Annotated in this window: 29 protein-coding genes and 5 tRNA genes; 10 read left to right on the top strand and 24 right to left on the bottom strand. The window is 60.8% G+C overall.

Annotated elements, in window-relative coordinates:
- Positions 1–42: 42 nt before the first annotated feature.
- The 4 genes from AC19YY_RS00325 to AC19YY_RS00310 all read right to left on the bottom strand — a co-directional run bounded on the left by AC19YY_RS00325 (position 43) and on the right by AC19YY_RS00310 (position 2,477).
- Positions 43–348: a DUF6388 family protein gene (locus tag AC19YY_RS00325; RefSeq protein ID WP_169951014.1), complete on the bottom strand. Its 306-nt coding sequence runs from the start codon at positions 346–348 to the stop codon at positions 43–45.
- 136 nt (positions 349–484) lie between these two features.
- A tRNA-Thr gene (locus tag AC19YY_RS00320) sits at positions 485–557 on the bottom strand.
- 39 nt (positions 558–596) lie between these two features.
- Positions 597–2,003, bottom strand: coding sequence for an O-antigen ligase family protein (locus tag AC19YY_RS00315; protein ID WP_500603747.1), 1,407 nt, complete (start codon positions 2,001–2,003; stop codon positions 597–599).
- Between the two features lie 63 nt (positions 2,004–2,066).
- Positions 2,067–2,477, bottom strand: coding sequence for a pilin (locus AC19YY_RS00310; protein WP_169951393.1), 411 nt, complete (start codon positions 2,475–2,477; stop codon positions 2,067–2,069).
- A gap of 203 nt (positions 2,478–2,680) precedes the next feature.
- On the opposite strand from AC19YY_RS00310, the gene AC19YY_RS00305 reads away from it, so the two are divergent.
- From AC19YY_RS00305 to yacG, 4 genes are read left to right on the top strand one after another with little or no spacing between them, the layout of a single operon-like run.
- Positions 2,681–3,901: a type II secretion system F family protein gene (locus AC19YY_RS00305; RefSeq protein WP_500603746.1), complete on the top strand. Its 1,221-nt coding sequence runs from the start codon at positions 2,681–2,683 to the stop codon at positions 3,899–3,901.
- 2 nt (positions 3,902–3,903) lie between these two features.
- Positions 3,904–4,776 carry a prepilin peptidase gene (locus tag AC19YY_RS00300; RefSeq protein WP_169951022.1) on the top strand — a complete coding sequence of 291 codons (873 nt, stop codon included), beginning with the start codon at positions 3,904–3,906 and terminating at the stop codon, positions 4,774–4,776.
- Entirely contained in the window at positions 4,773–5,396 is a 624-nt protein-coding gene (gene coaE, locus AC19YY_RS00295) for a dephospho-CoA kinase (protein WP_172312247.1), read from the top strand. Before AC19YY_RS00300 ends, coaE begins: the two co-directional genes overlap by 4 nt.
- The gene (gene yacG / locus AC19YY_RS00290) at positions 5,393–5,596 is read left to right on the top strand and encodes a DNA gyrase inhibitor YacG (protein WP_092238375.1); all 204 of its coding nucleotides are present in this window, start codon (positions 5,393–5,395) and stop codon (positions 5,594–5,596) included. The genes coaE and yacG overlap by 4 nt, the downstream gene beginning before the upstream one ends.
- On the opposite strand, the gene AC19YY_RS00285 is transcribed toward yacG, so the two are convergent.
- The 3 genes from AC19YY_RS00285 to AC19YY_RS00275 form a co-directional block, all read right to left on the bottom strand.
- A complete protein-coding gene (locus tag AC19YY_RS00285) occupies positions 5,593–5,808 on the bottom strand; it encodes a hypothetical protein (protein ID WP_057441062.1) in 216 nt (71 codons plus the stop codon). The two genes, yacG and AC19YY_RS00285, sit on opposite strands and share 4 nt — an antisense overlap.
- Positions 5,809–5,871: 63 nt before the next feature.
- A complete protein-coding gene (locus tag AC19YY_RS00280; RefSeq protein ID WP_169951027.1) occupies positions 5,872–6,561 on the bottom strand; it encodes an energy-coupling factor ABC transporter permease in 690 nt (229 codons plus the stop codon).
- On the bottom strand, positions 6,558–7,025 hold the full coding sequence (locus tag AC19YY_RS00275; protein WP_500603745.1) for an FAD/FMN-containing dehydrogenase: 468 nt from the start codon (positions 7,023–7,025) through the stop codon (positions 6,558–6,560). Before AC19YY_RS00275 ends, AC19YY_RS00280 begins: the two co-directional genes overlap by 4 nt.
- 102 nt (positions 7,026–7,127) lie before the next feature.
- Between AC19YY_RS00275 and AC19YY_RS00270 the strand changes: the two genes are divergently transcribed.
- The 3 genes from AC19YY_RS00270 to AC19YY_RS00260 are packed head-to-tail and all read left to right on the top strand — an operon-like array spanning position 7,128 to position 9,329.
- Entirely contained in the window at positions 7,128–7,757 is a 630-nt protein-coding gene (locus tag AC19YY_RS00270) for a DUF1780 domain-containing protein (protein ID WP_029292005.1), read from the top strand.
- Positions 7,758–7,796: 39 nt separating this feature from the next.
- Positions 7,797–7,970 carry a DUF3094 family protein gene (locus AC19YY_RS00265; RefSeq protein ID WP_169951032.1) on the top strand — a complete coding sequence of 58 codons (174 nt, stop codon included), beginning with the start codon at positions 7,797–7,799 and terminating at the stop codon, positions 7,968–7,970.
- Between the two features lie 60 nt (positions 7,971–8,030).
- A complete protein-coding gene (locus AC19YY_RS00260) occupies positions 8,031–9,329 on the top strand; it encodes an NAD(P)/FAD-dependent oxidoreductase (protein ID WP_169951034.1) in 1,299 nt (432 codons plus the stop codon).
- 130 nt (positions 9,330–9,459) lie between these two features.
- Here AC19YY_RS00260 and AC19YY_RS00255 read toward each other — a convergent pair.
- The 7 genes from AC19YY_RS00255 to rluD form a co-directional block, all read right to left on the bottom strand.
- Positions 9,460–9,536, bottom strand: a tRNA-Pro gene (locus tag AC19YY_RS00255).
- Between the two features lie 96 nt (positions 9,537–9,632).
- Positions 9,633–9,708, bottom strand: a tRNA-Lys gene (locus AC19YY_RS00250).
- 5 nt (positions 9,709–9,713) lie between these two features.
- Positions 9,714–9,790: transfer RNA gene (locus AC19YY_RS00245), tRNA-Pro, on the bottom strand.
- A 9-nt stretch (positions 9,791–9,799) separates the two neighbouring features.
- Positions 9,800–9,875 (bottom strand) — tRNA-Asn (locus AC19YY_RS00240).
- Between the two features lie 300 nt (positions 9,876–10,175).
- The gene (gene clpB, locus AC19YY_RS00235; RefSeq protein ID WP_092230488.1) at positions 10,176–12,740 is read right to left on the bottom strand and encodes an ATP-dependent chaperone ClpB; all 2,565 of its coding nucleotides are present in this window, start codon (positions 12,738–12,740) and stop codon (positions 10,176–10,178) included.
- Positions 12,741–12,894: 154 nt separating this feature from the next.
- Complete coding sequence (gene pgeF, locus AC19YY_RS00230; RefSeq protein WP_169951036.1) at positions 12,895–13,620, bottom strand: peptidoglycan editing factor PgeF; 726 nt, start codon at positions 13,618–13,620, stop codon at positions 12,895–12,897.
- Positions 13,617–14,579: a 23S rRNA pseudouridine(1911/1915/1917) synthase RluD gene (rluD, locus tag AC19YY_RS00225; RefSeq protein ID WP_029292014.1), complete on the bottom strand. Its 963-nt coding sequence runs from the start codon at positions 14,577–14,579 to the stop codon at positions 13,617–13,619. Before rluD ends, pgeF begins: the two co-directional genes overlap by 4 nt.
- Positions 14,580–14,728: 149 nt before the next feature.
- Between rluD and AC19YY_RS00220 the strand changes: the two genes are divergently transcribed.
- Entirely contained in the window at positions 14,729–15,754 is a 1,026-nt protein-coding gene (locus tag AC19YY_RS00220) for an outer membrane protein assembly factor BamD (RefSeq protein ID WP_169951038.1), read from the top strand.
- 127 nt (positions 15,755–15,881) lie between these two features.
- Positions 15,882–16,115 carry a PP0621 family protein gene (locus AC19YY_RS00215; RefSeq protein WP_169951040.1) on the top strand — a complete coding sequence of 78 codons (234 nt, stop codon included), beginning with the start codon at positions 15,882–15,884 and terminating at the stop codon, positions 16,113–16,115.
- Between the two features lie 27 nt (positions 16,116–16,142).
- Here the strand turns inward: AC19YY_RS00215 and thiO are convergent, their stop codons facing one another.
- From thiO to pilV, 5 genes are read right to left on the bottom strand one after another with little or no spacing between them, the layout of a single operon-like run.
- Positions 16,143–17,240, bottom strand: coding sequence for a glycine oxidase ThiO (thiO, locus tag AC19YY_RS00210; RefSeq protein WP_500603744.1), 1,098 nt, complete (start codon positions 17,238–17,240; stop codon positions 16,143–16,145).
- 59 nt (positions 17,241–17,299) lie between these two features.
- Entirely contained in the window at positions 17,300–17,698 is a 399-nt protein-coding gene (locus AC19YY_RS00205; protein ID WP_170056706.1) for a type IV pilin protein, read from the bottom strand.
- Positions 17,699–17,710: 12 nt separating this feature from the next.
- Positions 17,711–18,202: a PilX N-terminal domain-containing pilus assembly protein gene (locus AC19YY_RS00200; RefSeq protein ID WP_170056705.1), complete on the bottom strand. Its 492-nt coding sequence runs from the start codon at positions 18,200–18,202 to the stop codon at positions 17,711–17,713.
- A 34-nt stretch (positions 18,203–18,236) separates the two neighbouring features.
- Positions 18,237–18,944, bottom strand: coding sequence for a pilus assembly protein PilW (locus AC19YY_RS00195; RefSeq protein ID WP_500603743.1), 708 nt, complete (start codon positions 18,942–18,944; stop codon positions 18,237–18,239).
- Positions 18,941–19,426, bottom strand: coding sequence for a type IV pilus modification protein PilV (gene pilV, locus AC19YY_RS00190; RefSeq protein WP_500603936.1), 486 nt, complete (start codon positions 19,424–19,426; stop codon positions 18,941–18,943). Before pilV ends, AC19YY_RS00195 begins: the two co-directional genes overlap by 4 nt.
- A gap of 192 nt (positions 19,427–19,618) precedes the next feature.
- Here pilV and AC19YY_RS00185 point away from each other — a divergent pair, with 192 nt between their 5' ends.
- Positions 19,619–20,197 carry a GspH/FimT family pseudopilin gene (locus AC19YY_RS00185; protein ID WP_169951051.1) on the top strand — a complete coding sequence of 193 codons (579 nt, stop codon included), beginning with the start codon at positions 19,619–19,621 and terminating at the stop codon, positions 20,195–20,197.
- Here AC19YY_RS00185 and ispH read toward each other — a convergent pair.
- The 5 genes from ispH to ribF all read right to left on the bottom strand — a co-directional run bounded on the left by ispH (position 20,151) and on the right by ribF (position 25,950).
- Positions 20,151–21,098 (bottom strand): 4-hydroxy-3-methylbut-2-enyl diphosphate reductase, encoded by a 948-nt coding sequence (ispH, locus tag AC19YY_RS00180; RefSeq protein WP_032861885.1) that lies wholly within the window; start codon positions 21,096–21,098, stop codon positions 20,151–20,153. The two genes, AC19YY_RS00185 and ispH, sit on opposite strands and share 47 nt — an antisense overlap.
- Before the next feature lie 121 nt (positions 21,099–21,219).
- On the bottom strand, positions 21,220–21,657 hold the full coding sequence (gene fkpB / locus AC19YY_RS00175) for an FKBP-type peptidyl-prolyl cis-trans isomerase (protein WP_169951398.1): 438 nt from the start codon (positions 21,655–21,657) through the stop codon (positions 21,220–21,222).
- Positions 21,658–21,664: 7 nt separating this feature from the next.
- Positions 21,665–22,174, bottom strand: a complete 510-nt coding sequence (lspA, locus tag AC19YY_RS00170; RefSeq protein WP_500603742.1) for a signal peptidase II — start codon at positions 22,172–22,174, stop codon at positions 21,665–21,667.
- Positions 22,167–24,998 (bottom strand): isoleucine--tRNA ligase, encoded by a 2,832-nt coding sequence (gene ileS / locus AC19YY_RS00165; protein WP_500603741.1) that lies wholly within the window; start codon positions 24,996–24,998, stop codon positions 22,167–22,169. Before ileS ends, lspA begins: the two co-directional genes overlap by 8 nt.
- Before the next feature lie 13 nt (positions 24,999–25,011).
- Complete coding sequence (ribF, locus tag AC19YY_RS00160; RefSeq protein ID WP_057441100.1) at positions 25,012–25,950, bottom strand: bifunctional riboflavin kinase/FAD synthetase; 939 nt, start codon at positions 25,948–25,950, stop codon at positions 25,012–25,014.
- Between the last annotated feature and the right edge of the window lie 21 nt (positions 25,951–25,971).

Below are 25,971 nucleotides of genomic sequence, written 5' to 3'. Positions count from 1 at the left end.
GTGCGACACCTGTAGGAACCAGCTTGCCGGCGATAATCGCGCTTAAACCACCAGATTGTTCATCTCGCAGTACTCTTCCCACTCGACACCCAGCACCTCGGCCGCCTCTTTGTGCAAGGCCAGGCGCGCCGCTTCGAATTCTTCCGCTGTGGTCGTGTACTTGAGGGTCAGTTCCCAAGGCTGGAAGCCCTGGCTCTCGGCCTCGTCCTCGAATGCCCACTGGATCTGGTCGCGCTGGTCATCAGCGTTCAGTTCCTTGATCTCTTCCTTAAGCTGCGGCGATTCCTCGAGATATTTCTTGAGGGCTTCTGCGTGCCGCACTTCCTGGGTCATTGCTGTCGTGGTCATGTCGTTCTCTTAGATCGAGGAATGGGGATGCATCTGGGTCATCAAGGTTGCGCAGATACAAAAGAACGGGCACGAATACCGGTTCATCTGGCCTTCAGAACCATTCTGGGATCATCTGAAAACTGTGGTGCCTTTTTGCCCGAGACAGGAGTCGAACCTGCGACCTTCGCGTTACGAGTGCGCTGCTCTACCAACTGAGCTACACGGGCGGTGGGCTAAAGCTAGCACTGCATTGGGCGCCCGGCAACTTACCGAATGTGCGGCGCAATGACTCCCTGGACCCAGAACCGTGGCTGCAGATGGCTTTTGGCAACGTCAATGTAGTGTTGGCTGCGCTCAGTGGCACCAGGCAAGTCGCGATACACGACAAATACCAGCCACACCACCGCGAGCACTGCCGACGCTTGCCAGGCCCGGTACAACAGCGGCATAGGCGCGACAACCGGCGTGCGCCACGGATGCAAGGCCATCAGCCAACCCACCACCAGCGCCAACCAGAGTTGCGAATAAGGCATCACAATCACCCCATCGACCATGGCCTGCACCGTCGCGCCCAGCAGCGCGGCAAATAGGCACAGGCGCAGCAGGTCTTGCGCGGACCCTGCCGCCCCTTGCCGATGAATGACCACCAACGTGGCCCAGCCGCCGCGCAACGCCAGCAGCGCCACAGACAAGGCCGATGGCACGCCCCACTCACTGGCCCACTGCAGGATCGCCTGGTGCGGGTGGGCGGCAATCGGGTTAGGGATATCGGCAAAGTGCATCGGCCCGAAACCCAGCCACGGCCGTTCGCGGATCATGTCCCAGGCTTGCCACCAGATCACTTCACGGCCCGAAAGGCTGGTGGTGAGCCGGTCATTGGAAAGACTGGCAATTTCCAGCCCCAGGTAACGCGCCAGGACCGTGAACAACAACCAGTACAAAAACAGCCCGCCACACAGTGCAGCCAACTGCCAGGTCAACCAGCGGCGCCCCGCAGCCCCCAGGAAAGCCACGACGATTGCAGCCACGCCGATGCCCAGCCAGGTGCCACGGGTGCCGCCACTGATTGCAATCAACCACCAGGCACACAACAGGGCAAATACCAACCCTCGCGCCAACCGCGAGGTGCTCGCGAGCAACAGCGGCAATGCCAGCAACGGCAAGGTAAATGTCTGGAACTGGCCGTAGAAGCGCTTGTTGGAGAACCCGGAAAGCAGGAGGTCAGTGTCCAGTGTCGGTGCGCCACTGGTAAACGCCAGCACGCCCGCGTACCCGTATTGCACAACCTTGATCAGGCACAGCAGCAACACAAACAGGATCAGCACCTGATCCAGGGTTGGATCGCCATTGCGCCGCAACCGGGCAAACGCTGCGGCAATCACCCCGCAGGTGATCATCAGCGCCCACTCGGTCAGCGCCCAGAGTGGCTGGTGGGCCAACGACGAAGAGATCAGGCCCAGGCCGAATACCAGCGCCAGGCCGATAGCGGTGGGCTTGTCGACCAGGCGCATGGCGGGAGTCGCCAGGCAATAGAGCAACGCACAGACACCCACGCCGACCTGCATGACACGCTGCCAGTCATGGCCACTGAAGGACAGGGTAATACCCAGTAGCAAAAGGCTCAGCGCCAGCACCAGGAACACGCTTCCTCGCTGTTGCACGGATAACGTCATGGGCAACCTTTACTTGGGAGCCCGTCACGCCGGGCTCCTATCACTGATTAAGGCAGCCCGGCCTCAGTTGCCAGCCGCACACCCCTTTGCAACGTACTGCTCGTCAGCGCTGGTGGTGCACTTCCAACCCTCACTGGCACTGCGCGCCAGGGTAATGAGCTTGCCCTGGATCGGCGCAGGCGCATCGAGGATTTGGCAGGCAATCGAGCCCGTCCCCGCAGCCACATCACCCACCACGCTGATCACGCAGTTGGCGGTCGGGCTGGAGCCACCGATCAGCGCCAGCGTGGGCACCGTGCCCTGGTTGAAGGTGTCTTCGAAGCCCGCCTTCAACGCCGAGATTTCCGCCAGCCCAGCCGTGAACTTGGCCTTGGCCTGGTGCTTGGTGTACATGGGCAGGCCAATGGTGGCCAAGATGCCGATGATCGCCACGACGATCAACAACTCGATCAAAGTAAAGCCGTTCTGACGCATCACACTCACTCTCCAGAATAAAACCCCATCGCAAGGCACGTCCTGCGCCCTGCCCTCAACAACCGCGCCAGTGTACTCATCCGCGCCGGGCAAGGCCCTCACAAGACGCACAATCTGACATTTTCCCCTTGTCCAATAGCCTGACGGACACAGAGGCCTGACTAAGCTGTAGATCGTCACCTGCCGATGAGCTGTCGCCGCCAATGAATGATGTCACCGCGAACCCCGCCACCACCTACGCCTGGGAAGGCACGTTGCGCAATGGCCGCAAGGTCTCTGGCGAAACCCGTGGCCATAGCCCCGCCATGATCAAGGCCCAATTACGCCGGCAAGGTATCAACCCGCTTCGGGTACAGATGCGCTCCAGCCTCCTTTCGGGCCTGGGCAACCCCATCACCCCGGCCGATATTGCGCTGTTCACTCGCCAACTGGCCACTCTGCTGAGGGCGGGAATCCCCCTGCTGCAAGCCTTCGACATGATTGGCGAAGGCTTTGACAGCCGCGCCATGCGCACGATGGTCCAGGGATTGAAGCAGGAGATTGCCGCAGGCAACAGCCTGACCGGCGCATTATTGAAACAGCCGCAGTGTTTCACCCCACTGTATTGCAGCCTGATCGCGGCCGGCGAACAGGCTGGCACCCTGGAAACCCTTCTGGAACGAGTAGCCACCCACCTGGAAAAGAGCCAACGCCTCAAGGCCCGGATCAGGAAGGCCATGACCTATCCGCTGGTGGTCCTGCTCGTGGCGGCGCTGGTCAGCAGCATCTTGCTGATCCACGTCGTACCCCAATTCGAAAGCCTGTTCGCCGGCATCGACACACCGCTGCCGCGCTTTACCCAACTGGTTATCCTGCTGTCCGAATTCATGCAGAGCGCATGGTGGATGCTGTTGCTGGCCGTGGCCGCGACTGCCTGGGGGATACGCCGTGGCTACCGTCGACACAACGGCTTGCGCCTGTGGCTGGACACTGGTTTGTTGAAACTGCCGTTGGCAGGCACACTGCTGAAAAAAACCGCTGTCGCCCGCTACGCTCGCACACTCGCCACTACCTTCGCCGCCGGCGTGCCGCTGGCACAGGCGTTGGATTCAGTGGCCGCAGCCACCGGCAACGAGCGGTTCACCCAGGCAATCACGCGCATGCGCCAGGACGTGGCAATAGGAATGCAATTGAATCAATCCATGAGCGCCAGCGGCCTGTTCCCTGGCATGGCGATCCAGATGACAGCCATCGGCGAAGAGTCGGGCACGCTGGACAGCATGCTGGAGAAGGTCGCCGAGCATTATGAAACGGACGTCGACAACCTGGTGGACAACCTGACCAGCCTGATGGAGCCGCTGATCATGGTGGTGCTCGGCAGCATTGTCGGGGCGCTGGTGATCGCCATGTACCTACCGATCTTCCAGCTTGGCACGGCGTTTTGAACATGACCCTGGAGCAACTCCTGATCCTCCACCCCTGGCTGTTCGTCTGGGCTGCACTGGTGCTGGGACTGATCGTTGGCAGCTTCCTCAACGTGCTGGTCTGGCGCCTGCCGAAAATGCTCGAGCGGGACTGGCGCGCCCAGGCCCATGAAATACTCGGCCTGCCCCCGGAGCCCAGCGGCCCGACCTATAACCTGCTGCACCCCAACTCCTGCTGCCCGCACTGCTCACAGCCGATTCGCCCGTGGCAAAACATCCCGGTGCTCAGCTACTTGCTGCTGCGGGGGCGCTGCGCGCAGTGCCACGCCTCCATCAGCCCACGCTACCCGCTGACCGAACTGGCCTGCGGGCTGCTCTCGGCATTTATTGCCTGGCACTACGGCTTCGGCTGGCCGGCCGCTGGAGTGCTGTTCTTGAGTTGGGGCCTGCTGGCTATGAGCCTGATCGACGCCGATCACCAACTGCTGCCGGATGTGCTGGTGCTGCCACTGCTGTGGCTGGGGTTGATCCTCAATTATTTCGAGTTGTACGTGACCCTGCCCGATGCCCTGTTGGGCGCGGTTGCCGGTTACTTGAGCCTGTGGTCGGTGTTCTGGCTGTTCAAGCTGTGCACTGGCAAGGACGGCATGGGCTATGGCGACTTCAAACTACTGGCCCTGCTCGGCGCCTGGGGTGGCTGGCAGATCCTGCCGCTGACGCTGCTGCTGGCATCGCTGGTGGGCGCGATAGCAGGGGTGATTCTGTTGCGCATGCGTAACGCGCAGACATCGGTGCCACTGCCGTTTGGTCCCTATCTGGCGATTGCCGGCTGGATTGCATTGCTCTGGGGTGGTCAAATAACCGACTTCTATTTGCAGTCTGTCGGTTTCAGATGACCACTTCTGTCGCAACACCCTGGATTCTTGGCTTGACGGGCGGCATCGGCAGCGGCAAAAGCGCTGCCGCCCAGCACTTTATCGACCTTGGCGTAGACCTTATCGACGCCGACCATGCCTCGCGCTGGGTGGTGGAGCCCGGTCGGCCGGCGTTGGCAAAGATTGCCGAGCACTTTGGCAGCGCAATCCTGCTGCCCGATGGCCAGTTGGATCGCGCTGCCTTGCGCAAGCGTATTTTCGAGACGCCGCAAGAACGCCTGTGGCTTGAGGCCCTGCTGCACCCACTGATTGCCGACGAGATCCGCAGCCATCTGGCCCGCGCCCGCTCGCCCTATGCGATCCTGGTGTCGCCGTTGTTGATCGAGTCGGGCCAGCACACCATGACCCAGCGCATCCTGGTGATCGATGTGCCGCAATCAACACAGATTCAGCGTACCCTGCTGCGCGATGGCATCAGCGAAGGACAGGTGCAGGCAATTCTCAAGGCCCAGGCCTCACGGGAAGATCGCCTGCGCCATGCCGACGATGTACTGGTCAATGACCAGGACCTGGCCTGGCTACAGGCCGAGGTCGAGCGACTGCACCACTTTTACCTTACTTTGCGTGGAGGCCGAACATGAGCCAACCCTTGACCGTCGAATGCCCAACCTGCGGCGCCCCCGTGGAATGGAAAGCGACCAACCTCAACCGGCCATTCTGCTCGGATCGCTGCAAACTGATCGACCTGGGTGCCTGGGCCTCAGAGGAACACAAGATTCCGGTCAGCCCGGACGCCGAAGACGAACTGTTCTCCGAAGACCTGCCACCGCGCGCCCACTAAGGCCGCATAAAGCCGTAGTCCTGTTGGTCGTCGAGGTTTTCCGCTAAAAACTGCAACTCGTCGGCCAGGTCTTCGGCACTACGCACGCCCTTGCTCTGCTGCACCACTGCACTGAGCAAGGCGCGCAGGCTCAAGCCCGGGTCAAAACCGATTTCCTGTGCCGCATCCTGGCTTCTGCGCAACTCCTGCCGTGCCCACTCGTACACACTCATGATCGTGCTCCTGGAAGTTTCGCAGAGCATGCGACCACTTTTGCGTCACGCCTTTGATTTGGATCAAGGGCGTGAATTGTCATCTTTCCAGGGCGCCGAGAGGTAGCGCGTGCGGTTGAAAGTCTCAAGCCATTCCGGGCAAAACACCACCAGCGCACTGATCACCATGCCGTTGATAAACGCTTCGGGAAAGATGATCAGCCACAGGTAACCGATGAAGTCCTCGATCCACTCGGGCATGGCAAAGCGCCCGTCCAGCCACAGCAGGCCCAGGCCGGCCAACAGGCACAGCAACGCCGACAATGCGGCGGCAAAAAAGCCGGAACAGAAGATATACACGAAGGGATTGCGCGGCTGCGCCCGTTCCACCAGCAACGCGCACGTCTCAGTCACCAATACCGGCAAGAGGACCAGCAGCGCGCCGTTGACCCCGACCGCCGCCAAGTCCTGGCGCCCGAGCAGCACCAGGCCCAGTTGCGCCGCGAGCCCGCCGACGATTGCCAATGGCCAGTCGAGCAGCAGGGTCACGGCGGTCATGCCGATAAAGTGGTAGGACACCCCGGTGTCGAAGTCCCGGCGCACCAACCACAGCATGAACAGCGCGAACACCGTGCCAAATAACAGGTGCTGACGCCGCCGGTCGGCAAACAGTTCGACCCAGGACGAGCGCAGGATCGCCCATACAATCACCGGCGCATACAGCAGCCAGCCCAGCCACAGGGTGTGCGGTGCCAGCACGGCGGCGCTGATCACGGCTGCACCTGCTCCAGGGCCTGGCGCAGTTCGGCGGCAGAGGCGTACTCATGGCGCGCCACCAGCTTGCCGTCTTCCAGTTGCAGCCACAGCACTTTATCCACAGGCGCCGAATAACGCGGAGTAATCCGCGCATCACGGTCAAGCATCACCCGGTAGTTGTAGGCCCGCATCGCAGGGACCGCGAAGAGCTTGGCGATCAGCCTCGGCATGCGCTGGATATCGGCGACAAACACCCCATGGCGCGCCTCCAGATACCCCTTGGGCTGGCCCTGCAATGCCGTATCCATCAGTTTGGCCGCGTCCATGCTGCGCGCCACCAGCAGGACCTGCGCCTGGCTATCCAGGGTGTAGGCCTGGTCGAATTGGTCGAGCAGGGTCCACGGCGCCAACCGCTCCCCGAGTTCAACCGCCTGGGCCCACAGGGGCAGAAAGCTCAGAAATACCGCAAGCAAAAACCTCACCGCAAACTCCTTGTGCAAAACCGTCAACCGAACCGCCAGTCTACACCGAGCCTTTTCACACGGGACTTCCTGCGGTCATCATTTGAACGCTAAGCTGGAACCATGGATGACTCAGATTATTTGCGCCTGCTCACCATAGCGGCCGAACAAGCCAACGCGTTCCTGTCCAATGCCCGCAAATGGGAGCGTGAGCGTTGGGTCTGCCAGCGCCTGCTGCAAGGCCTGAATGTGCCCTACCGCGCCGAAGAGTTTCATGCCGCGGGCCAAGAACCGCCCGATGTGCTGTTTCGCGATGCCAGTTTCGAGGTGTTTTTTGTCCTCGACGAAGGCCGCCGCCTGAATGACGAATGGCGCGACGAACTGCTGCGCCGGCGCAGTGCCTTTTCCCTGAGCCAATTGGTGCGGCGCGAGGCCAAGCCCAGGCGCATTCCCGCCCATGAATTCCTCCTGCGCCTGGCGCCGACCCTGCGCAAGAAAGCCCATAACTACAAAGAGCGCGGCATGGACCTGGGCGAGCTGGATATCATCGCCTTCGCCAGCCTCAAGCGCGAAGTGCTGGACCTCAACAGCCATTTCCCGCCGCCCACCGAGTACCTGCGCCAGGGCTGGCGCTCGCTGTCATTGGTCGGTCCGACCTTTGCGCGGGTGCTGTTCGCCCATCCGGACGCGCCGGATTTCTTGCGCAACAACCTGGGGCGCAGCATAGTGTTCGATGTGGGTATCAGCCTGTAACGTGGTGCCCTTCTGCAACGTCTACCTGACGAGGCCTTTATGACCAGCCGCCTGAACCCTGACGACCAACAACATGTCGAAGAGTACCTGCAACTGTCCCAGCACCAGGTTGAGCGCAAGCCTTTCCGGCCGTGGCTGCTCCTTGGGGTGGTACTGGTTGTGGTGATTGGCCTGGGCATTCTGAGCCGTCTTTTGAGTTACCTGACGCTATGAGCTGCCTGGCGCTCGCTCGGGTAACTGCACCGATTTCTTTTAGCCTTGCGAGATACCCCCATGACCCATCGTATTATTATCGTCGGCGGCGGCGCCGGCGGCCTGGAGTTGGCTACCCGCCTGGGTAAGACTCTGGGCAAGCGCGGTACCGCCAGCATTACGCTGGTCGATACCAACCTGACCCATATCTGGAAGCCCCTGCTGCACGAGGTGGCGGCCGGCTCGCTGAACTCTTCTGAAGACGAACTCAATTATGTTGCCCAGGCAAAATGGAACCACTTCGAGTTCCAGCTAGGGCGCATGAGCGGGCTCGATCGTGAACAGAAGAAAATCCAACTGGCCGCAACCCTTGATGAAGAAGGCCGCGAGCTGGTGCCTGCACGCGTGCTGGGGTATGACACCCTGGTGATTGCCGTCGGCAGCACCACCAATGACTTCGGCACCGAAGGCGCGGCACAGCACTGCCTGTTCCTCGATACCCGCAAGCAGGCCGAACGTTTCCATCAGCAATTGCTCAACCACTACCTGCGCGCCCATGCCGGGCAAACCGATGTGGTGGAGCAAATCAGCGTGGCAATCGTTGGCGCTGGCGCTACCGGTGTCGAGTTGGCCGCCGAACTGCACAACGCCGCCCATGAACTGGCGGCCTATGGCCTGGACCGGATCAAGCCGGAAAACATGCACATCACCCTGATCGAAGCCGGCCCTCGGGTATTGCCAGCCCTGCCAGAGCGGATCAGCGGGCCTGTGCATAAAACCCTGGAAAAGCTTGGCGTGACGGTCATGACCAACTCGGCCGTGAGCGAAGTCACTGCCGACAGCCTGATTACCAGCAGCGGCCAAGTTATCCCCGCCAGCCTCAAGGTGTGGGCCGCAGGGATTCGCGCGCCAGGTTTCCTCAAGGACATCGACGGCCTGGAGACCAACCGCATCAACCAATTGCAGGTGCTGCCAACCCTGCAGACCACCCGTGACGAGAATATCTTCGCCTTCGGTGACTGCGCCGCCTGCCCGCAGCCAGGCACCGACCGCAACGTTCCACCACGGGCCCAAGCAGCCCACCAGCAGGCGTCACTGCTGGCCAAGTCCCTGAAATTGCGCATCGAAGGCAAGACACTGCCCAGCTACAAGTACACCGACTATGGCTCCCTGATCTCGCTGTCGCGTTTTTCGGCTGTGGGTAACTTGATGGGCAACCTGACCGGCAGTGTGATGCTCGAAGGCTGGCTAGCGCGGATGTTTTATGTGTCGCTGTACCGCATGCACCAGATGGCGTTGTACGGGTTCTTCCGCACGATGATGTTGATGCTGGGCAGCAAGATTGGCCGAGGCACCGAGCCGCGGCTCAAGCTCCACTAACAACACGGCCCAGTGTGGGACTGCTCAATGTGGGAGGGGGCTTGCCTCTTCCCACATTTGATCGAGGTAACTTCAGCTTTTGCACAGGCAAAAAAAATCCCCGTATCTTTCGATACGAGGATTTTTAATATGGTCGGGGTAAGGGGATTCGAACTCCTGACATCCTGCTCCCAAAGCAGGCGCGCTACCGGACTGCGCTATACCCCGGTAAAAAAAAGGCGACCTTTTCAAGTCGCCTTCTTCGATCAGGACTTTTGGCCTCTGATCTTAAGATTCGATTCCAGCGTTAACTGGTCTCAAAAATGGTGGGTCGTGTGGGATTCGAACCTACGACCAATTGGTTAAAAGCCAACTGCTCTACCAACTGAGCTAACGACCCAAAAATGGTCGGGGTAAGGGGATTCGAACTCCTGACATCCTGCTCCCAAAGCAGGCGCGCTACCGGACTGCGCTATACCCCGGTTTGAAATTGGCTCCGTGACCAGGACTCGAACCTGGGACCCAATGATTAACAGTCATTTGCTCTACCGACTGAGCTATCACGGAACTACATATTTCAAAGTACTACGATGCTGCTTACTACCTTCTCTTCGACCCGTCCGTATCGCTACGTTCGTGTGTCTGAGGCGCGCTATTCTACAATCTTAAAAACCCCTGTCAACCCTTTAAATTGCTTTTAAGACAATGATTTGCGCTTCTTTCTGATTTCTCCTTGGGGAGAAGAAACCCGTGGGCTGACGTTGCTGCGGGGCGCACTTTACAAGCCTTTGCCTTACAGTTCAACGCCCTATCGAAAAAAAAGGCCCCGCAATGCGGGGCCTCTGCTTATAACCACCAGTTGCAGGCTTAGTGGAAGACGATTTCGTCGTTTTCCACGGTGGCCTTGACGCTGGTCCCCGGCATAAAGCTGCCCGAGAGGATCAGTTGCGCCAGCGGGTTCTCGATCCAGCGCTGGATCGCACGTTTCAAAGGCCGTGCGCCATACACCGGGTCGTAGCCAACCGCGATCAACTTGTCCAAGGCCTCGCTGCTCAGTTCCAGCATCAGCTCGCGCTCTGCCAGACGGCTGCGCAGGCGGCCCAGCTGGATCTCGGTAATGCCAGCGATCTGATCCCGCGCCAAAGGCTCGAAGATCACCACTTCGTCGACCCGGTTGATAAATTCCGGGCGGAAGTGGCTGGTCAGCGCGTCCATTACCGCAGCACGCTGGCCTTCACGATCCCCGACCATCTCCTGGATCTGTACCGAGCCCAGGTTGGAGGTCATCACGATCACCGTATTACGGAAGTCCACGGTACGCCCGTGGCTGTCTGTCAGCCGGCCATCTTCCAGCACTTGCAGCAACACGTTGAACACATCCGGGTGGGCCTTCTCGACCTCATCCAGAAGGATCACCGAGTAAGGCTTGCGCCGTACCGCTTCGGTCAGATAGCCGCCTTCCTCGTAGCCCACATAGCCTGGTGGCGCTCCGATCAAACGAGCCACGGAGTGTTTCTCCATGAACTCGGACATATCAATACGCACCATCGCCTCTTCAGTATCAAAGAGGAACTCGGCCAGGGCCTTGCACAGCTCGGTCTTGCCCACACCGGTCGGGCCGAGGAACATGAACGAGCCACTCGGGCGATTCGGGTCGGACAAACCGGCCCGTGAACGCCGCACCGCATTGGACACTGCCACCACGGCCTCTTCCTGGCCAATCACGCGCTGGTGCAACAGGCTTTCCATACGCAACAGTTTGTCACGCTCGCCTTCCAGCATCTTCGACACCGGAATGCCGGTCCACTTGGACACAACCTCGGCAATTTCTTCCTCGGTCACCTTGCTGCGCAGCAACTGGTTTTCGCTGTGGCCATGCTGGTCGACCATTTGCAGGCTGCGTTCCAGATCCGGGATCACCCCGTACTGCAACTCGGCCATGCGGTTCAGGTCGCCTTTACGGCGGGCAGCTTCCAGTTCCTGGCGCGACTGCTCTATTTTTTGCTGGATCTGTGCGGAACCCTGTACTTCGGCTTTTTCCGAGGTCCAGATTTCTTCCAGGTCCGAATACTCACGCTCCAGGCGGACGATTTCTTCCTGGAGTTTTTCCAGGCGTTTCTTCGCCGCGTCATCGTCCTCTTTTTTCAGCGCCTGGGATTCCACTTTCAGTTGAATCAGGCGGCGCTCCAAGCGGTCCAGCACCTCAGGCTTGGAGTCGATCTCCATGCGAATCCGGCTGGCCGCTTCGTCGATCAGGTCAATGGCCTTGTCCGGCAGCTGACGATCAGTGATATAGCGATGGCTCAACTTGGCCGCCGCGATGATCGCACCGTCAGTGATTGCCACGCGGTGGTGGACCTCATAACGCTCTTTCAGGCCACGCAGGATCGCGATGGTGTCTTCTTCGCTCGGTTCTTCCACCAGGACTTTCTGGAAGCGACGCTCAAGGGCCGCGTCCTTTTCAATGTACTGGCGGTATTCGTTGAGCGTGGTCGCCCCCACACAATGCAACTCACCCCGGGCCAGTGCTGGCTTGAGCATGTTGCCTGCGTCCATCGAGCCTTCGCCTTTACCAGCGCCGACCATGGTGTGCAGTTCGTCGATAAACAGAATGATCTGCCCTTCCTGCTTCGACAGCTCGTTAAGCAGGGATTTGAGGCGTTCTTCGAACTCGCCACGGAACTTGGCACCGGCGATCAACGCCCCCATGTCCAGGGACAGCAAGCGCTTGCCCTTGAGGCCGTCCGGCACCTCACCATTAATGATGCGCTGGGCCAGGCCTTCGGCGATGGCAGTTTTACCCACCCCAGGTTCACCGATCAGCACCGGGTTGTTCTTGGTACGACGCTGCAGGACCTGGATGGTGCGACGAATCTCGTCATCACGCCCGATCACCGGATCCAGCTTGCCGTCTTCGGCGCGCTTGGTCAGGTCGACGGTGTATTTGTCCAGGGCCTGGCGTGACTCCTCATGATTGGGGTCATTCACCGCCTCGCCGCCGCGCAGGTTGTTGATGGCATTTTCCAGGGCCTTTTTGCTCACGCCCTGGCCCAGCAACAACTTGCCGAGCTTGCTGTTGTCATCCATGGCGGCGAGCAACACCAGTTCGCTGGAGATGAACTGGTCACCCTTCTGCTGGGCCAGGCGATCTGCCTGGTTGAGCAGGCGCGCCAAATCCTGGGACATATTCACGTCGCCCGTCGGATTCTGGATTTTCGGCAGTTGGTCGAGCTCTTTGCTCAACTCTTTGCGCAGGCTGTTGACGTCGAAGCCCACCTGCATCAACAGGGGCTTGATAGAACCACCCTGCTGTTCGAGGAGTGCCTGCATCAAGTGCGCGGGCTCGATGGCCGGATGGTCGAGGCCAACCGCCAGGGATTGGGAATCCGATAACGCCAATTGTAATTTGCTGGTTAAACGATCAATACGCATTAGTCACCTTCCTTTTGAGCAGGCCGGAGCTATGTGCGAGCGAGCTTGCCCGCGATTAACGCATCCTGAATGAAGAAACCTGCCAGATACCCCTATAGATGGGGTGGATTCTGGAAGATTCAAGCCGGCACTGCTTGATATGGATCAGCAGAGTCTAGCGTTCGAGCCAGATCAGGGAGGCAAATCGACCGGTGCGCGGGCTGCGCCGGTAAGAAAAGAAGCGCGGATCGGTCACGGTGCACAAGCCGCCACCGTAGACGGCGGTGATTCCACGCGCAGCCAGGCGCAGGCGCGCCAACTGGTAGATGTCGGCCAGGAACTTGCCGGGGTTGTGGCCGGGAACGAAGGCCTGCGCGGTTTGCGGGTGTTGCTGCATAAACGCTTCACGCACTTCCGGGCCGACTTCAAAGGCCTTGGGGCCAATCGCCGGGCCTAACCACACCAGTACGTCGGCCGGCACAGCCCCCAAGCTGTCGGCGGCAGCTTCCAGTACACCCGCCGCCAGGCCACGCCAGCCGGCATGGGCCGCAGCAACCCGGGTACCGGCCTTGTTGCAAAACAGGGCCGGCAGGCAATCGGCGGTCATCGCCGTGCAGGCGACGCCCGGCGTCTCGGTCCAACTGCCATCAGCCTCGGCAATCTGTCCCGGGTCGGCCTTAACCACGACCACGCCATGCACCTGGCGCAGCCAGGCGGGCTGGATATCGAACGCGGCAGTGAGGCGACGACGATTTTCAAGCACAGCTGCAGGGCTGTCCTCGACGTGATCACCTAGGTTGAGGCTGTCGAACGGCGCCAGACTGACGCCGCCCGCACGGGTGGTGACGCAGGCTTTCACCCCGGCCGGCGCAGGCCAGTCAGGAATCAGCCAGTCATTCATCCGACAAAGGCCTCGCGGTCCTGCTTGAGCAACGACAGCAACCAGACAAAGTCGTCGGGCAGTGGCGATTCCCAGCTCATCCGCTCACCGCTCGTCGGATGATCCAGTTCCAGGAAGCGTGCATGCAGCGCCTGGCGCGGGAACGACTTCAATGACTCAACCATGGTCACGCTGGCGGCCGGCGGAATACGGAAGCGACCACCGTAGGCCGGATCGCCGACCAACGGGAAGTTGATATGCGCCATATGTACCCGGATCTGGTGGGTACGGCCGGTTTCCAGCTTGACCCGCACATGGGTGTGTGAACGGAAGCGCTCCAGCACGCGATAGTGGCTGACGGCCTGCTTGCCGCCCTCCATCACCGCCATGCGCTGGCGCTGCTGGCCGTGACGACCGATAGGCGCGTTGATCTTGCCACCGGCCACGACCACACCAATCACGATGCACTCATAGATGCGGCTGACACTGCGACTCTGCAATTGTGTGACCAACTGCGTCTGCGCCTGGATGGTCTTGGCCACTACCATCAGACCGGTGGTGTCCTTGTCCAGGCGGTGGACGATGCCGCAGCGCGGGACATTGATGATGTCCGGCACGTGGTGCAACAAGGCATTGAGCAAGGTGCCATCAGCGTGCCCGGCCGCCGGGTGAACCACCAGGCCTGCGGGTTTGTTGATTACGAGGATGTCGTCGTCTTCATAGACGATATCCAGCTCGATGTCCTGGGCGATCCATTCTCCCTGGGCTTCCTGCTCGGCAGTCAGCTCAAGAACCGAACCGCCATGAACTATGTCTCGCGGGCGGATAACCGCTCCATCCACAGTCAGGCGGCCGTCTTTGATCCAGGCGGAAAGGCGCGAGCGCGAGTGCTCAGCGAATAGTTGTGCGGCGACTTGATCGAGGCGTTGGCCGCCCAATTCGGACGGCACCTCTGCGCGAAGTTCAATTTTATCGGACATGCTCAGACTAGGCGAGGCACAGCCTTTGGTTTCGGCTGCGCGCTTGTGGTTAAATACGGCGTCTTTTGCCCCGAGGCTTTCATCGGGGCGCTCATCATAACAGGACGGCCCCGCCCAAGACAGCGGCCGTCATAGGGACGCAAGCCGCCATGCAAGTGAAACACCTGCTGCTGATCGCCATCCTCGCCATGACTGCTGCTTGCTCGTCAACAAAGGACGTCGTCGACGAAAACCTCAGTGAAGTCGAGCTGTACCAGCAGGCTCAGGCCGACCTGGACAACAATAGCTACACAAGCGCCACGGCCAAGCTCAAGGCCTTGGAGTCGCGCTATCCGTTTGGCCGCTATGCCGACCAGGCCCAGCTCGAACTGATCTATGCGAACTACAAGAACGCCGAGCCGGAAGCTGCCAAGTCCGCTGCCGAGCGTTTTATCCGCCTGCACCCGCAGCATCCGAACGTGGACTACGCCTACTACCTCAAGGGCCTGACCTCGTTTGACCAGGACGTTGGCCTGCTGGCGCGCTTCCTGCCGCTGGACATGACCAAGCGTGACCCAGGTGCTGCGCGCGACTCCTATAACGAGTTCGCCCAACTGACCAGCCGCTTCCCCAACAGCCGCTACGCGCCGGACGCCAAGCAGCGCATGATCTACCTGCGCAACCTGCTGGCTTCCTACGAAATCCACGTAGCCCACTACTACCTGACGCGCCAGGCTTATGTTGCTGCCGCCAACCGCGGTCGCTATGTAGTGGAAAACTTCCAGGAAACCCCTTCCGTGGGTGATGGCCTGGCAGTGATGACCGAGGCTTACCAGCGCCTGCACCTCGACACCCTGGCGGCTACCAGCCTGGAAACCCTGAAACTCAACTACCCGGACCACCCTAGCCTGCAAGACGGCCAGTTTGTGCCGCAGGTTGCCGAAGCGGACAACCGCTCGTGGTTGAGCAAGTACACCCTGGGCCTGATCGAGTCCCGTCCACCGTTGCCGCCGGGCGAAACCCGCGCCAACCAGGACATCCTCAAGCAGTACCAGGACGCCAAGGACGCCATTCCGTCCGAGCTCAAGCCGCACGACGAGAACGGCGACGTGATCGAGGAAGAAGCACCAGAGGCCCTGGGCAACAACCAGGATCGCTCGTGGTTCAGCTACATGACGTTCGGTGTCTTTGACTGAAACCCGTCTTAGCAGCGCAAGAAGGAGCCCCTCGGGGCTCCTTTTTTTATGGCGCGACTTTATTACCCTGTGCGCCGCTAACATCCTTGGCTAAACTGCCGGATTCCCTGTCGAGAAGCTGCCTGCCATGGTTCGTTTACTGTTCTGGATTGCCCTGATTGCTGCTGCGGTATGGTTCTGGCGCAAATTCAAGCGCCCCGCTTCGACCCAGCAACAGCCCGGCGAACAAAGTGCCGCGCCCATGGTTCGCTGTGCGCACTGCGGCGTGCATCTGCCTCAAGACCGGGCATTGAGCCAACGCCAGGACTGGTACTGCACCCAGGCGCATCTGGAGCAGGGACCGAAATCTATCGAGCGCTGAGTACTCTGGAACGGTAGGAGCCCCGGTTTATATTCGACCAGCGGGCGCATAAGGGGCCGGGTCGATCACCGGCTCATGCCCCAGCAGCAAGTCAGCAAACAACTGGCAAGATGCAGGCGCCAATACCAGGCCATTGCGGTAATGCCCACAGTTGAGCCACAGCCCTTCAAACCCTGGCACCTTGCCGATATAGGGGATGCCCTCGGGCGAACCAGGCCGCAAACCGGCCCAATGCCCCACCACCTCGGCATCTACCAGCGCAGGAATCAGTTCCACAGCCGAGGCTTTGAGGCTGTCCAGAGCCGATTTGGTCGGTGTCTTGTCGAAACCTTCATGCTCCAGCGTACTGCCAATCAGGATATGTCCGTCCCGGCGGGGAATCGCATAGCGCCCCTTCGCCAGGACCATGCAGGACAGAAAGTCCGAAGCACCCTTGTACAAAATCATCTGGCCCTTGACCGGCTCCACCGGCAACGTCAGCCCCAGGCTACCCAGCAATTCCCCACTCCAGGCACCGGCGGCAAGCACGACCTGATCACCCCGCACCTCACCGTGCGCCGTATTGACCCCAACGATGCTGCCGCCCTCCTGGATAAACCCCTGTACCGCGCAATGTTCATGCAGGGTCACGCCAGGCAACGCCAACAGTGCAGCCTTGAGGGATTTGACCAGGCGTGGATTACGCACGTTGGCCACATCTGCCATATAAATAGCCTGTGCAAACCCTGGCCCCAACACTGGAACCGCGTCACGGGCGGCCGACACATCCACCTTGCTCAAGGGCCGGCCTTCCCGCGCAGCCCAGGCCAGGGCGTCGGCCTCATCATCGAGGTCCAGCCAATACAGACCAGTGGTATGAACCTCGGGATCCACGCCGGTGGCCGCAAACAGGCGCTGGGCCAATTGCGGGTAAAAATCCTGGGACCAATGGGCCAGCGCCGTGACGGCCGGGCTGTAGCGCCATGGGTATAACGGCGAAACAATCCCGCCTCCGGCCCAGGAGGATTCCTGACCGACCGACGAACGGTCAAGCACGGCAACCGCCCCCCCCTGAGTTGCCAGGTTGAACGCCGTCAACAACCCGATAACACCACCACCCACAACCACGACTTGCTGCTTAGTCATTGTTCGATCCAGCCCATAAAAAGAAAGGAGCGCCGCTGGCGCCCCGTCGCCCACCCGCCTCATCGCCCCCAGCACTCTTGACGCGTAGTGCCGGGCACAGCGCCGGGATTGGTCCGCGCACCAGTGCTGGTCAAACTGAACACACCACAAGGATCACCCAGCATCGCGCCTGCAAAAGGCGTCGCGATCAAGGTGAAGTCCTGCGGGTTCAGTATCACGGTGATTCTATAGCGATCATTGCCGGTACTGACGCCGCTTGCATCAATAAAAGTGCCATTTCTCACGTGATAGCGCTCCAGGTGCTGGGCTTGCTCCGTGAGCAGCCCGACGATTTCGGTGCGATAGGCCTTTTTCACCTGGGCGGTATACACCGGATAAGTCACCGCGACCAATGTGCCGATGATCGCCAGTGCAATCAGTAATTCTAACAAGGTGAATCCTTTGCAGTTGCCGCTCATCGTGATGCTCACCTACTGAAGTTGTCGCCAGAGAATTCGTCGAAATCGCCCAGCGGCCTCCGGGTCTACCCGCGCATAGACGCTCTCCAGAACCGTGCGTAACTGGCCGCTGATCCCCACTGCAGTGACCCGATACAAGGTCGCCGGGGTATCGGGCGGCAAATGTGCCAACCCGACAGCGGGCCCCAGGTTTTGAATGCCATAGACGCCTCCCTGTATGCCGACCCAGGTGATAGCCGAAATTGGATCGACGCCCGGCTGGCTGATGGCATATGCCTCGTTAGGCGGTGCGCAGGTAACTTGGGACTGGCAGGGCGGCAAACCAAATCCGTGTGCCTGCACTGCCGACTCACCGAGCCGGAGCCCACTTTCGGCGGTTTGAAACGATTGGTTGCGATGCCTGAGGCTGCCGGCGAGCTGTTCCTGCGACGTAGCGCCCTGCATCGATGACAGACCGAGAACCGTCAACAACAGCAGCAATACCAGGCTGATCAACAGCACCACGCCGCGCTGCCTGGGAGCCGTGATCCGCCACCCGCTATTCAAGGCGATTACGCACGGCGGCGACGGCGCTGTAGACCTGGTCCCGCACACGGCCTGCCGGGTCGCGAAGCGTCAATAGCACACGCACACTGCGGATCAGCGATTCGTCGCCAGGATGGCTGTCATACCGGTTTACAACACTGGAGCCAGGCTGGCTGGCCATCCCGAAACTCAACTCGAACGCCCCTACGTTATCCACCAGCACCGCCTTGGCCGGCGTTGCTGGCGTGCTGAGTTTTAGCTGCCCCGACTCAAAGGTGTAGGTCAGTTTACGCACGGGAAAGGCGATCTGCCCGGGCCCCGGCTTGGGCGGCACATCCGAATAAGCCTGGGCGTTGTCGACACAATTGCTGAGCACAGTCCAGTCAGGCCGACTGCCTTGGCCACCAACATCGCCGGTGACCAGTGTCAGGCTGGTCGAGGCACCATTGACCACCACGCTGACCGGCCTGGAAAAATCAGCAGGCGCCTGAGCTATCAGAGGCAGGGACAGGCACCCGAACATCCCCGCCAGGCGAATCTCCTGGATCATCTTGCCCAGGATGAATCGCCCGTCATCCTGCAACAACGCTGACGCGTGCTGGCTGGCGGCACTGCTTCGGGCGGGCAGGGTTACCTGGACGGCCGCCAGGACGACGAGCAACCCCAGGGCCGCCGCCAGCAATGCTTCGACCAGGCCCAAACCCAGGCTGGAGCGCCTCATCGCACAGGCCTCGGATCGACAGCGACGCGACTGGCAAGGGTAAATGTTTCACGGGTATTGCTGGCCTTGGCCGCACGGGAGTCATCCCAACTGATGCTGATGGTCACCTCACGCTGATTGATCGCAATCGAACCTTTGGCGGAATCGCCGGCAAGGTGGCTGATATTGGCCTCGAAGTCATGCAAGTCCTGGTCGCGGACACTCACGGCCAAGGTGCTGGGGGGCGAGATATCGTCGCTTCCCCAGGAATAGTCGGCACCAGCGTTGGCGCGGATCCGGTCGAGCATGTCGTAGGCGATGAAACTCACCTGGCTGATCATCCTGGAACTGTCGGTGTATTTGAGCGCATTCAGCTGGATCAGCCCGGCCCCCAGCAGGCCAACACCGAGAATCAGCAGCGAGACGAGCACTTCGATCAGGCTCATGCCGGCCTGTCGGGCGGTAGCAGGGGGGGCACAAGAGGTTGCCGGGCAGGTTCGCATAGCCATCGTCATCCTTGTCGAAGGTCATCAAAACGACCGAGAGAGCCGTGTGTTGCCCAAGACTAGCGCCGCTCCCGTAACCGCGCTGCCTCTCGGAATAAAGGGAAATACTTTGGACAGAAAGGCCATCACCGCCCTGCCCGCAGTGCCGCTATAACTAGTTCAGCCACACGGTCCATGGAGGGACGAGGTATGAAACAACGAGGTTTTACATTGATCGAACTGCTGCTCGGCTTGATCGTCAGCGGCATCCTGGCGCAATTGGCGGTACCCGGTTTCAAGAGCCTGCTGGACTCACAAACGCGACTGAGCGCCGCACAAACGCTAGCGTCCGGCCTGCGCTACGCGCGCACCCAAGCCATTGCACGTAATCGAACGGTGATCATCCATGCGCTGGATGATGACTGGAGCCGAGGCTGGAGAGTGGTGGTGGACATGAATGGGCGGGGTCATCTGGACGACGACAATCCGGTCCTGCTGGAGCGCCAGGACAATGGGCGGATCCCGATCGTGGGCAATACCCCGGTGCGCACGCAGATTCGTTTCAGCGGGTTGGGCGAACCCCTGCTGTCTGCGGGCGGGTTTCGCGCCGGCACCGTACATGTGTGTTCAACGGACCAGCCGCTGAGCCTGCATCAAGTGGTGCTGGCGCCCACCGGCCGGATCAGCCTGCGCAGCGACAAGGCCGAGCAGGCCTTGTGCCGCGGGTACGACGAGTTGGGGCTCAGAGCAGCGAACGAACCCGCAGCTCCTTGGGCATGGAAAAAGTGATGTTTTCTTCACGTCCTGCCAGCTCGTCGGCGCCTGTCGCACCCCACGCCTGCAACTGCTGGATCACGCCGCGCACCAGGACTTCCGGCGCCGAGGCGCCCGCCGTGATACCGATGCGCTCTACACCGTCGAACCAACTGCGCTGCAGGTCTTCGGCGCCATCGATCAGGTACGCCGGGGTGGCCATGCGCTCGGCCAACTCGCGCAGGCGGTTGGAGTTGGAACTGTTGGGGCTCCCCACAACCAGCACCACGTCGCACTCGTCGGCCAGTTGCTTGACGGCATCCTGGCGGTTTTGCGTGGCGTAGCAGATATCGTCCTTGCGTGGCCCACCAATGGCGGGGAAACGGGTACGCAGGGCGTCGATGACACGACTGGTGTCATCCATCGACAAGGTAGTCTGGGTCACGAATGCCAACTTCTCAGGGTTATGCACTTGCAACTCGGCGACGTCTTTTTCGTCTTCCACCAGGTAGATCGCGCCGCCGTTACTGGCGTCGTACTGGCCCATGGTGCCTTCGACTTCGGGGTGGCCGGCATGGCCGATCAGGATGCACTCACGGCCGTCGCGGCTGTAGCGCGCCACTTCGATATGCACCTTGGTTACCAGCGGGCAGGTTGCGTCGAAGACTTTCAGGCCGCGGCCTGCTGCTTCGGTGCGCACGGCCTGGGAAACGCCATGGGCGCTGAAGATGACGATAACGTCATCCGGCACCTGATCCAGTTCTTCGACAAAAATCGCGCCACGGGCCCGCAGGTCTTCGACCACGAACTTGTTGTGCACCACTTCATGGCGCACGTAGATCGGCGGCCCGAAGACTTCCAGGGCGCGATTGACGATTTCGATCGCCCGGTCCACCCCGGCGCAGAAGCCACGGGGGTTGGCGAGTTTGATTTGCATGCTGTGCCTCGTGTCTTTGTGGGAGCTGGCTTGCCGGCGATGGCAGCGCCTCGGAGTAACGGGTACACCGAGGTGATGCCATCGCCGGCAAGCCGGCTCCTACAGGAACCGGTTTCGTCAGTTAGAGCGCTTTAACGTCGATGATTTCAACATCAAAGGTCAAGGTCTTGCCGGCCAACGGGTGGTTGAAGTCGATGGTCACCTGAGTGTCATCGAAGGTTTTGACCACGCCGGGCAGTTCGGTATTTGCCGCATCGTTGAAGATCACCAGCAAGCCTTCCGACAGCTCCATGTCCTGGAACTGCGAACGCGGGATGACCTGTACGTTTTGCGGGTTGGGCTGGCCAAAGGCGTTTTCCGGCGGGATCTGCAGGTTGCGCTTGTCGCCGGCCTTGAAGCCGAACAATGCCGCCTCGAAACCCGGCAGCAGGTTGCCGTCGCCGACCTTGAAGGTCGCCGGGGCCTTGTCGAAGGTGCTGTCGACCGTGTCGCCGTTCTCCAGGCGCAATGCAAAATGCAAGGTGACTTCCGTGTTCTGGCCAATGCGTTGTTCGGCCAATACTTGTTCAGTCATTTACAGCTTCTCCGGGTTTGTTGCCCTTGAACATATCCAGCGCCAGCATGATTGCGCCAACGCAGATGGCGCTGTCGGCAAAGTTGAACGCCGGGAAGTAATGGCGGTTCTGCCAGTGCACCAGAATGAAGTCGATCACATGGCCCAGGGCAATGCGGTCGTACAGATTGCCCAGCGCACCGCCCAACACCAGCGCCAATGCGATAGCCAGCCAGGTATCGTTGCGGCCCAGGCGCTTGAGCCAGACTACCAGCACCGCACTGACCACCACGGCGATCAGGGCGAACAACCAGCGCTGCCATCCGCCGCTGTCAGCGAGGAAGCTGAAGGCGGCGCCGGTGTTGTAGGCCAGGGTCCAGCTGAAGTAGTCAGGAATCACCACGATCTGCTGGAACATTTCCAGAGTGCCCTCGAAGTGAGCCTTGCTGACCTGGTCGATGACCAGGACCAGCAAGCTCAATGCGAGCCAACCCAGACGTCCGAACCGGCTGGATTTAGGCATAGTGGCGAACCTCGCCAGCACCGCTGATGTTGTCGACGCAACGACCGCAGATTTCCGGATGCTCCGGATTCACGCCAACGTCTTCACGGCAGTGCCAGCAACGGGCGCACTTGGCGAAGGCCGACTTGACCACCTTGAGCTTGAGGCCCGGTACTTCGGTTGCGACCGCATCAGCCGGGGCCTGGGCGAATGGCGCCAGGCTGGCTGTGGAGGTAATCAGCACGAAGCGCAGCTCGTTGCTCAACTTGCCCAGGTCGGCGGTCAGGCCGTCCTCGGCAAACAGGGTGACTTCGGCCTGCAGGTTGCCACCGACGGCCTTGGCCGCGCGCTGGACTTCCAGTTCCTTGTTCACCGCGACCTTGACGGCCATCACGCCTTCCCAGTACTCGCGGCCCAGTTCGAAGTCGGCCGGCAATTCGGTCAGGCCTTCGTACCAGGTGTTGAGCATCACGGACTCGTTACGCTCGCCCGGCAGGTATTCCCACAGTTCGTCGGCGGTGAAGGCCAGGATCGGCGCGATCCAGCGCACCAGCGCTTCAGAGATGTGGTACAGCGCGGTCTGTGCCGAACGGCGGGCCTTGCTGTTGGCGCCAGTGGTGTACTGGCGGTCCTTGATGATGTCGAGGTAGAAGCCACCCAACTCCTGCACGCAGAAGTTGTGGATCTTCGAGTAGACATTCCAGAAACGGTATTCGCCGTAGTGTTCCTGCAACTCGCGCTGCAGCAACAGGGTACGGTCCACGGCCCAACGGTCCAGGGCGAGCATTTCGTCGGCCGGCAGGATGTCGGTAGCCGGGTTGAAGCCGGTCAGGTTCGACAGCATGAAGCGTGCGGTATTACGGATTCGACGGTAGGCATCGGCGCTGCGCTGCAGGATCTGCTCCGAAACGGCCATCTCACCCGAATAGTCGGTCGAAGCCACCCACAGGCGCATGATATCGGCGCCCAGGGTGTCATTGACCTTCTGCGGCGCGATCACGTTGCCCAGGGACTTGGACATCTTGCGACCGTTCTCGTCGACGGTGAAGCCGTGGGTCAGCAGTTCACGGTATGGAGCGTGATCGTCGATGGCGCAACCAGTCAGCAGGGACGAGTGGAACCAGCCACGGTGTTGGTCCGAGCCTTCCAGGTACAGGTCGGCGCGCGGGCCGGTCTCGTGCCCCATCAGGTGCGAGCCGCGCAGCACGTGCCAGTGGGTAGTGCCCGAGTCGAACCACACGTCGAGGGTGTCGCTGATCTTGTCGTACAGCGGCGCTTCGTCACCGAGCAACTCGGCAGCGTCCAACTTGAACCAGGCCTCGATGCCTTCCTGTTCAACGCGCTGGGCCACCACTTCCATCAGTTCGACGGTACGTGGGTGCAGCTCGCCGCTTTCCTTGTTCAGGAAGAACGGAATCGGCACGCCCCAGTTGCGCTGGCGGGAGATGCACCAGTCCGGACGATTGGCGATCATCGAGTGCAGGCGCGCCTGGCCCCAGGCCGGGACGAACTTGGTGTCTTCGATGGCTTTGATCGCACGCTTGCGCAGGGTTTCGCCAGCCACAGGCTCTTTGTCCATGCCGATGAACCACTGCGCGGTGGCGCGGTAGATCAACGGGGTCTTGTGGCGCCAGCAGTGCATGTAGCTGTGCTTGATGGTTTCGGTGTGCAGCAGCGCCCCGACTTCTGACAGTTTGTCGATGATCGGCTGGTTGGCCTTGAAGATGAACTGGCCGCCGAAGAACTCCAGCGACGGCGCGTACACGCCATTGCTCTGCACCGGGTTGAGGATCTCATCGTTGACCATGCCATAGGCCTTGCAGGTCACGAAGTCGTCCACGCCGTAGGCCGGTGCGGAGTGAACCACGCCAGTACCCGAGCCCAGCTCGACGTAGTCAGCCAGGTATACCGGCGACAGGCGGTCGTAGAACGGGTGACGGAAATTGATCAGTTCCAGCGCGGAGCCGGTGGTGGTGGCGATCACCGCACCTTGCAGCTCGTAGCGGGCCAGGCAGGCCTCGACCATTTCCTCGGCCAGTACCAGCAGGCGGTCACCAACGTCCACCAGGGCGTAGGTGAATTCCGGATGCACGTTCAGCGCCTGGTTGGCCGGGATGGTCCACGGGGTGGTGGTCCAGATCACGATGGCGGCAGGCTTGGCCAGGCTTGCCAGGCCAAAGGCCTCGGCCAGCTTGGTATCGTCGGCGATCGGGAACGCGACGTCGATGGTCGAGGACTTCTTGTCTTCGTATTCGACTTCCGCTTCGGCCAGGGCCGAGCCACAGTCAAAGCACCAGTTCACAGGCTTGAGGCCCTTGAACACGAAGCCGCCCTTGACGATCTCGGCCAAGGCACGGATTTCCCCGGCCTCGTTCTTGAAGTTCATGGTCTTGTACGGGTTGTCCCAGTCGCCCAGCACACCCAGGCGAATGAATTCGGACTTCTGCCCTTCGATCTGCTCGGTGGCGTAGGCACGGCACAGTTCGCGGGTCTTGTCGGCGCCCAGGTTCTTGCCGTAGGTCACTTCGACCTTGTGTTCGATCGGCAGGCCGTGGCAGTCCCAACCCGGGACATAAGGTGCGTCGAAGCCCGCCAGGGTTTTCGAGCGGATGATCATGTCCTTGAGAATCTTGTTCAGCGCATGACCGATGTGAATCGTGCCGTTGGCATAAGGAGGGCCGTCGTGCAGGACGAACTTCGGACGATCCTTGCCAATCTCGCGCAACTTTCCGTACAGGCCAATACTGTCCCAGCGCTGCAGGATCTGCGGTTCGCGCTGTGGCAGGCCGGCCTTCATTGGGAAGGCGGTGTCCGGAAGGTTTAGCGTGGCTTTATAGTCGGTCATTTAAGGCTCTTCATTAGCGATGGGCGCTAGGTGCGGCTAGTGCACGGGCGGCGGCGACATCCGCATTGATCGCCGTTTTCAGCGCCTCCAGGGAGGCGAATCGCTGCTCTTCACGCAGCTTTTGGTGGAAAACCACCGTCAAACGCCGGTCATACAAATCCCCGGCAAAATCCAAAAGGTGAACTTCCAGGTGGGCCTTGCCATCACCTGCAACCGTTGGCCTGACGCCTATATTGGCGACTCCGGGCCACGGTTGGCCGTCGATATCGACACTCACCAGGTACACCCCGGTCAGTGGCACGCGACGGCGCTTGAGCTGCACGTTGGCGGTTGGCGTGCCCAGTTGGCGCGCCAGCTTCTGGCCGTGCAAGACCCGCCCGGCAATCCGGAACGGGCGACCGAGCAAACGCTCGGCCAAGGCGAAGTCGGCAGCGGCCAGGGCATTTCGCACCTGGGTACTGCTCACGCGCAGGCCGTCCAGTTCGACGGTTTGCGCGGCTTCGACAGTAAAACCCTGGGTCACGCCGGCCTGTTGCAGGAAGTCGAAATCCCCTACCCGATCGCAACCGAAGCGGAAGTCGTCGCCGACCTCCAGGTGCTGCACGCCCAGGCCATCAACGAGGATGCGGTCAACGAACTCGGTGGCACTGAGGCTGCGCAAACGCTGGTTGAACGCCAGGCACAGCACCCGGTCCACACCCTCTTCAGCCAACAGCTGCAGTTTGTCCCGCAGGCGAGCCAAACGGGCCGGGGCCGTCTCGGGGGTGAAGAATTCACGGGGCTGCGGCTCGAAAATCACCACGCAGCTGGGCACGCCCAACTCGACTGCGCGCTCGCGCAGCCGCGCCAGGATAGCCTGGTGGCCACGGTGAACACCGTCAAAGTTGCCAATAGTGGCGACGCACCCCCGATGCTCGGGGCGCAGGTTGTGGAGACCTCGAACCAGCTGCATAACGCGCTTCTTGCTCATAAA

It is taken from the genome of Pseudomonas sp. MF09156, assembly GCF_059862305.1.
Note: the sequence above shows the minus strand (reverse complement) of the source record. Positions and strands in the feature narration are given on the sequence as shown.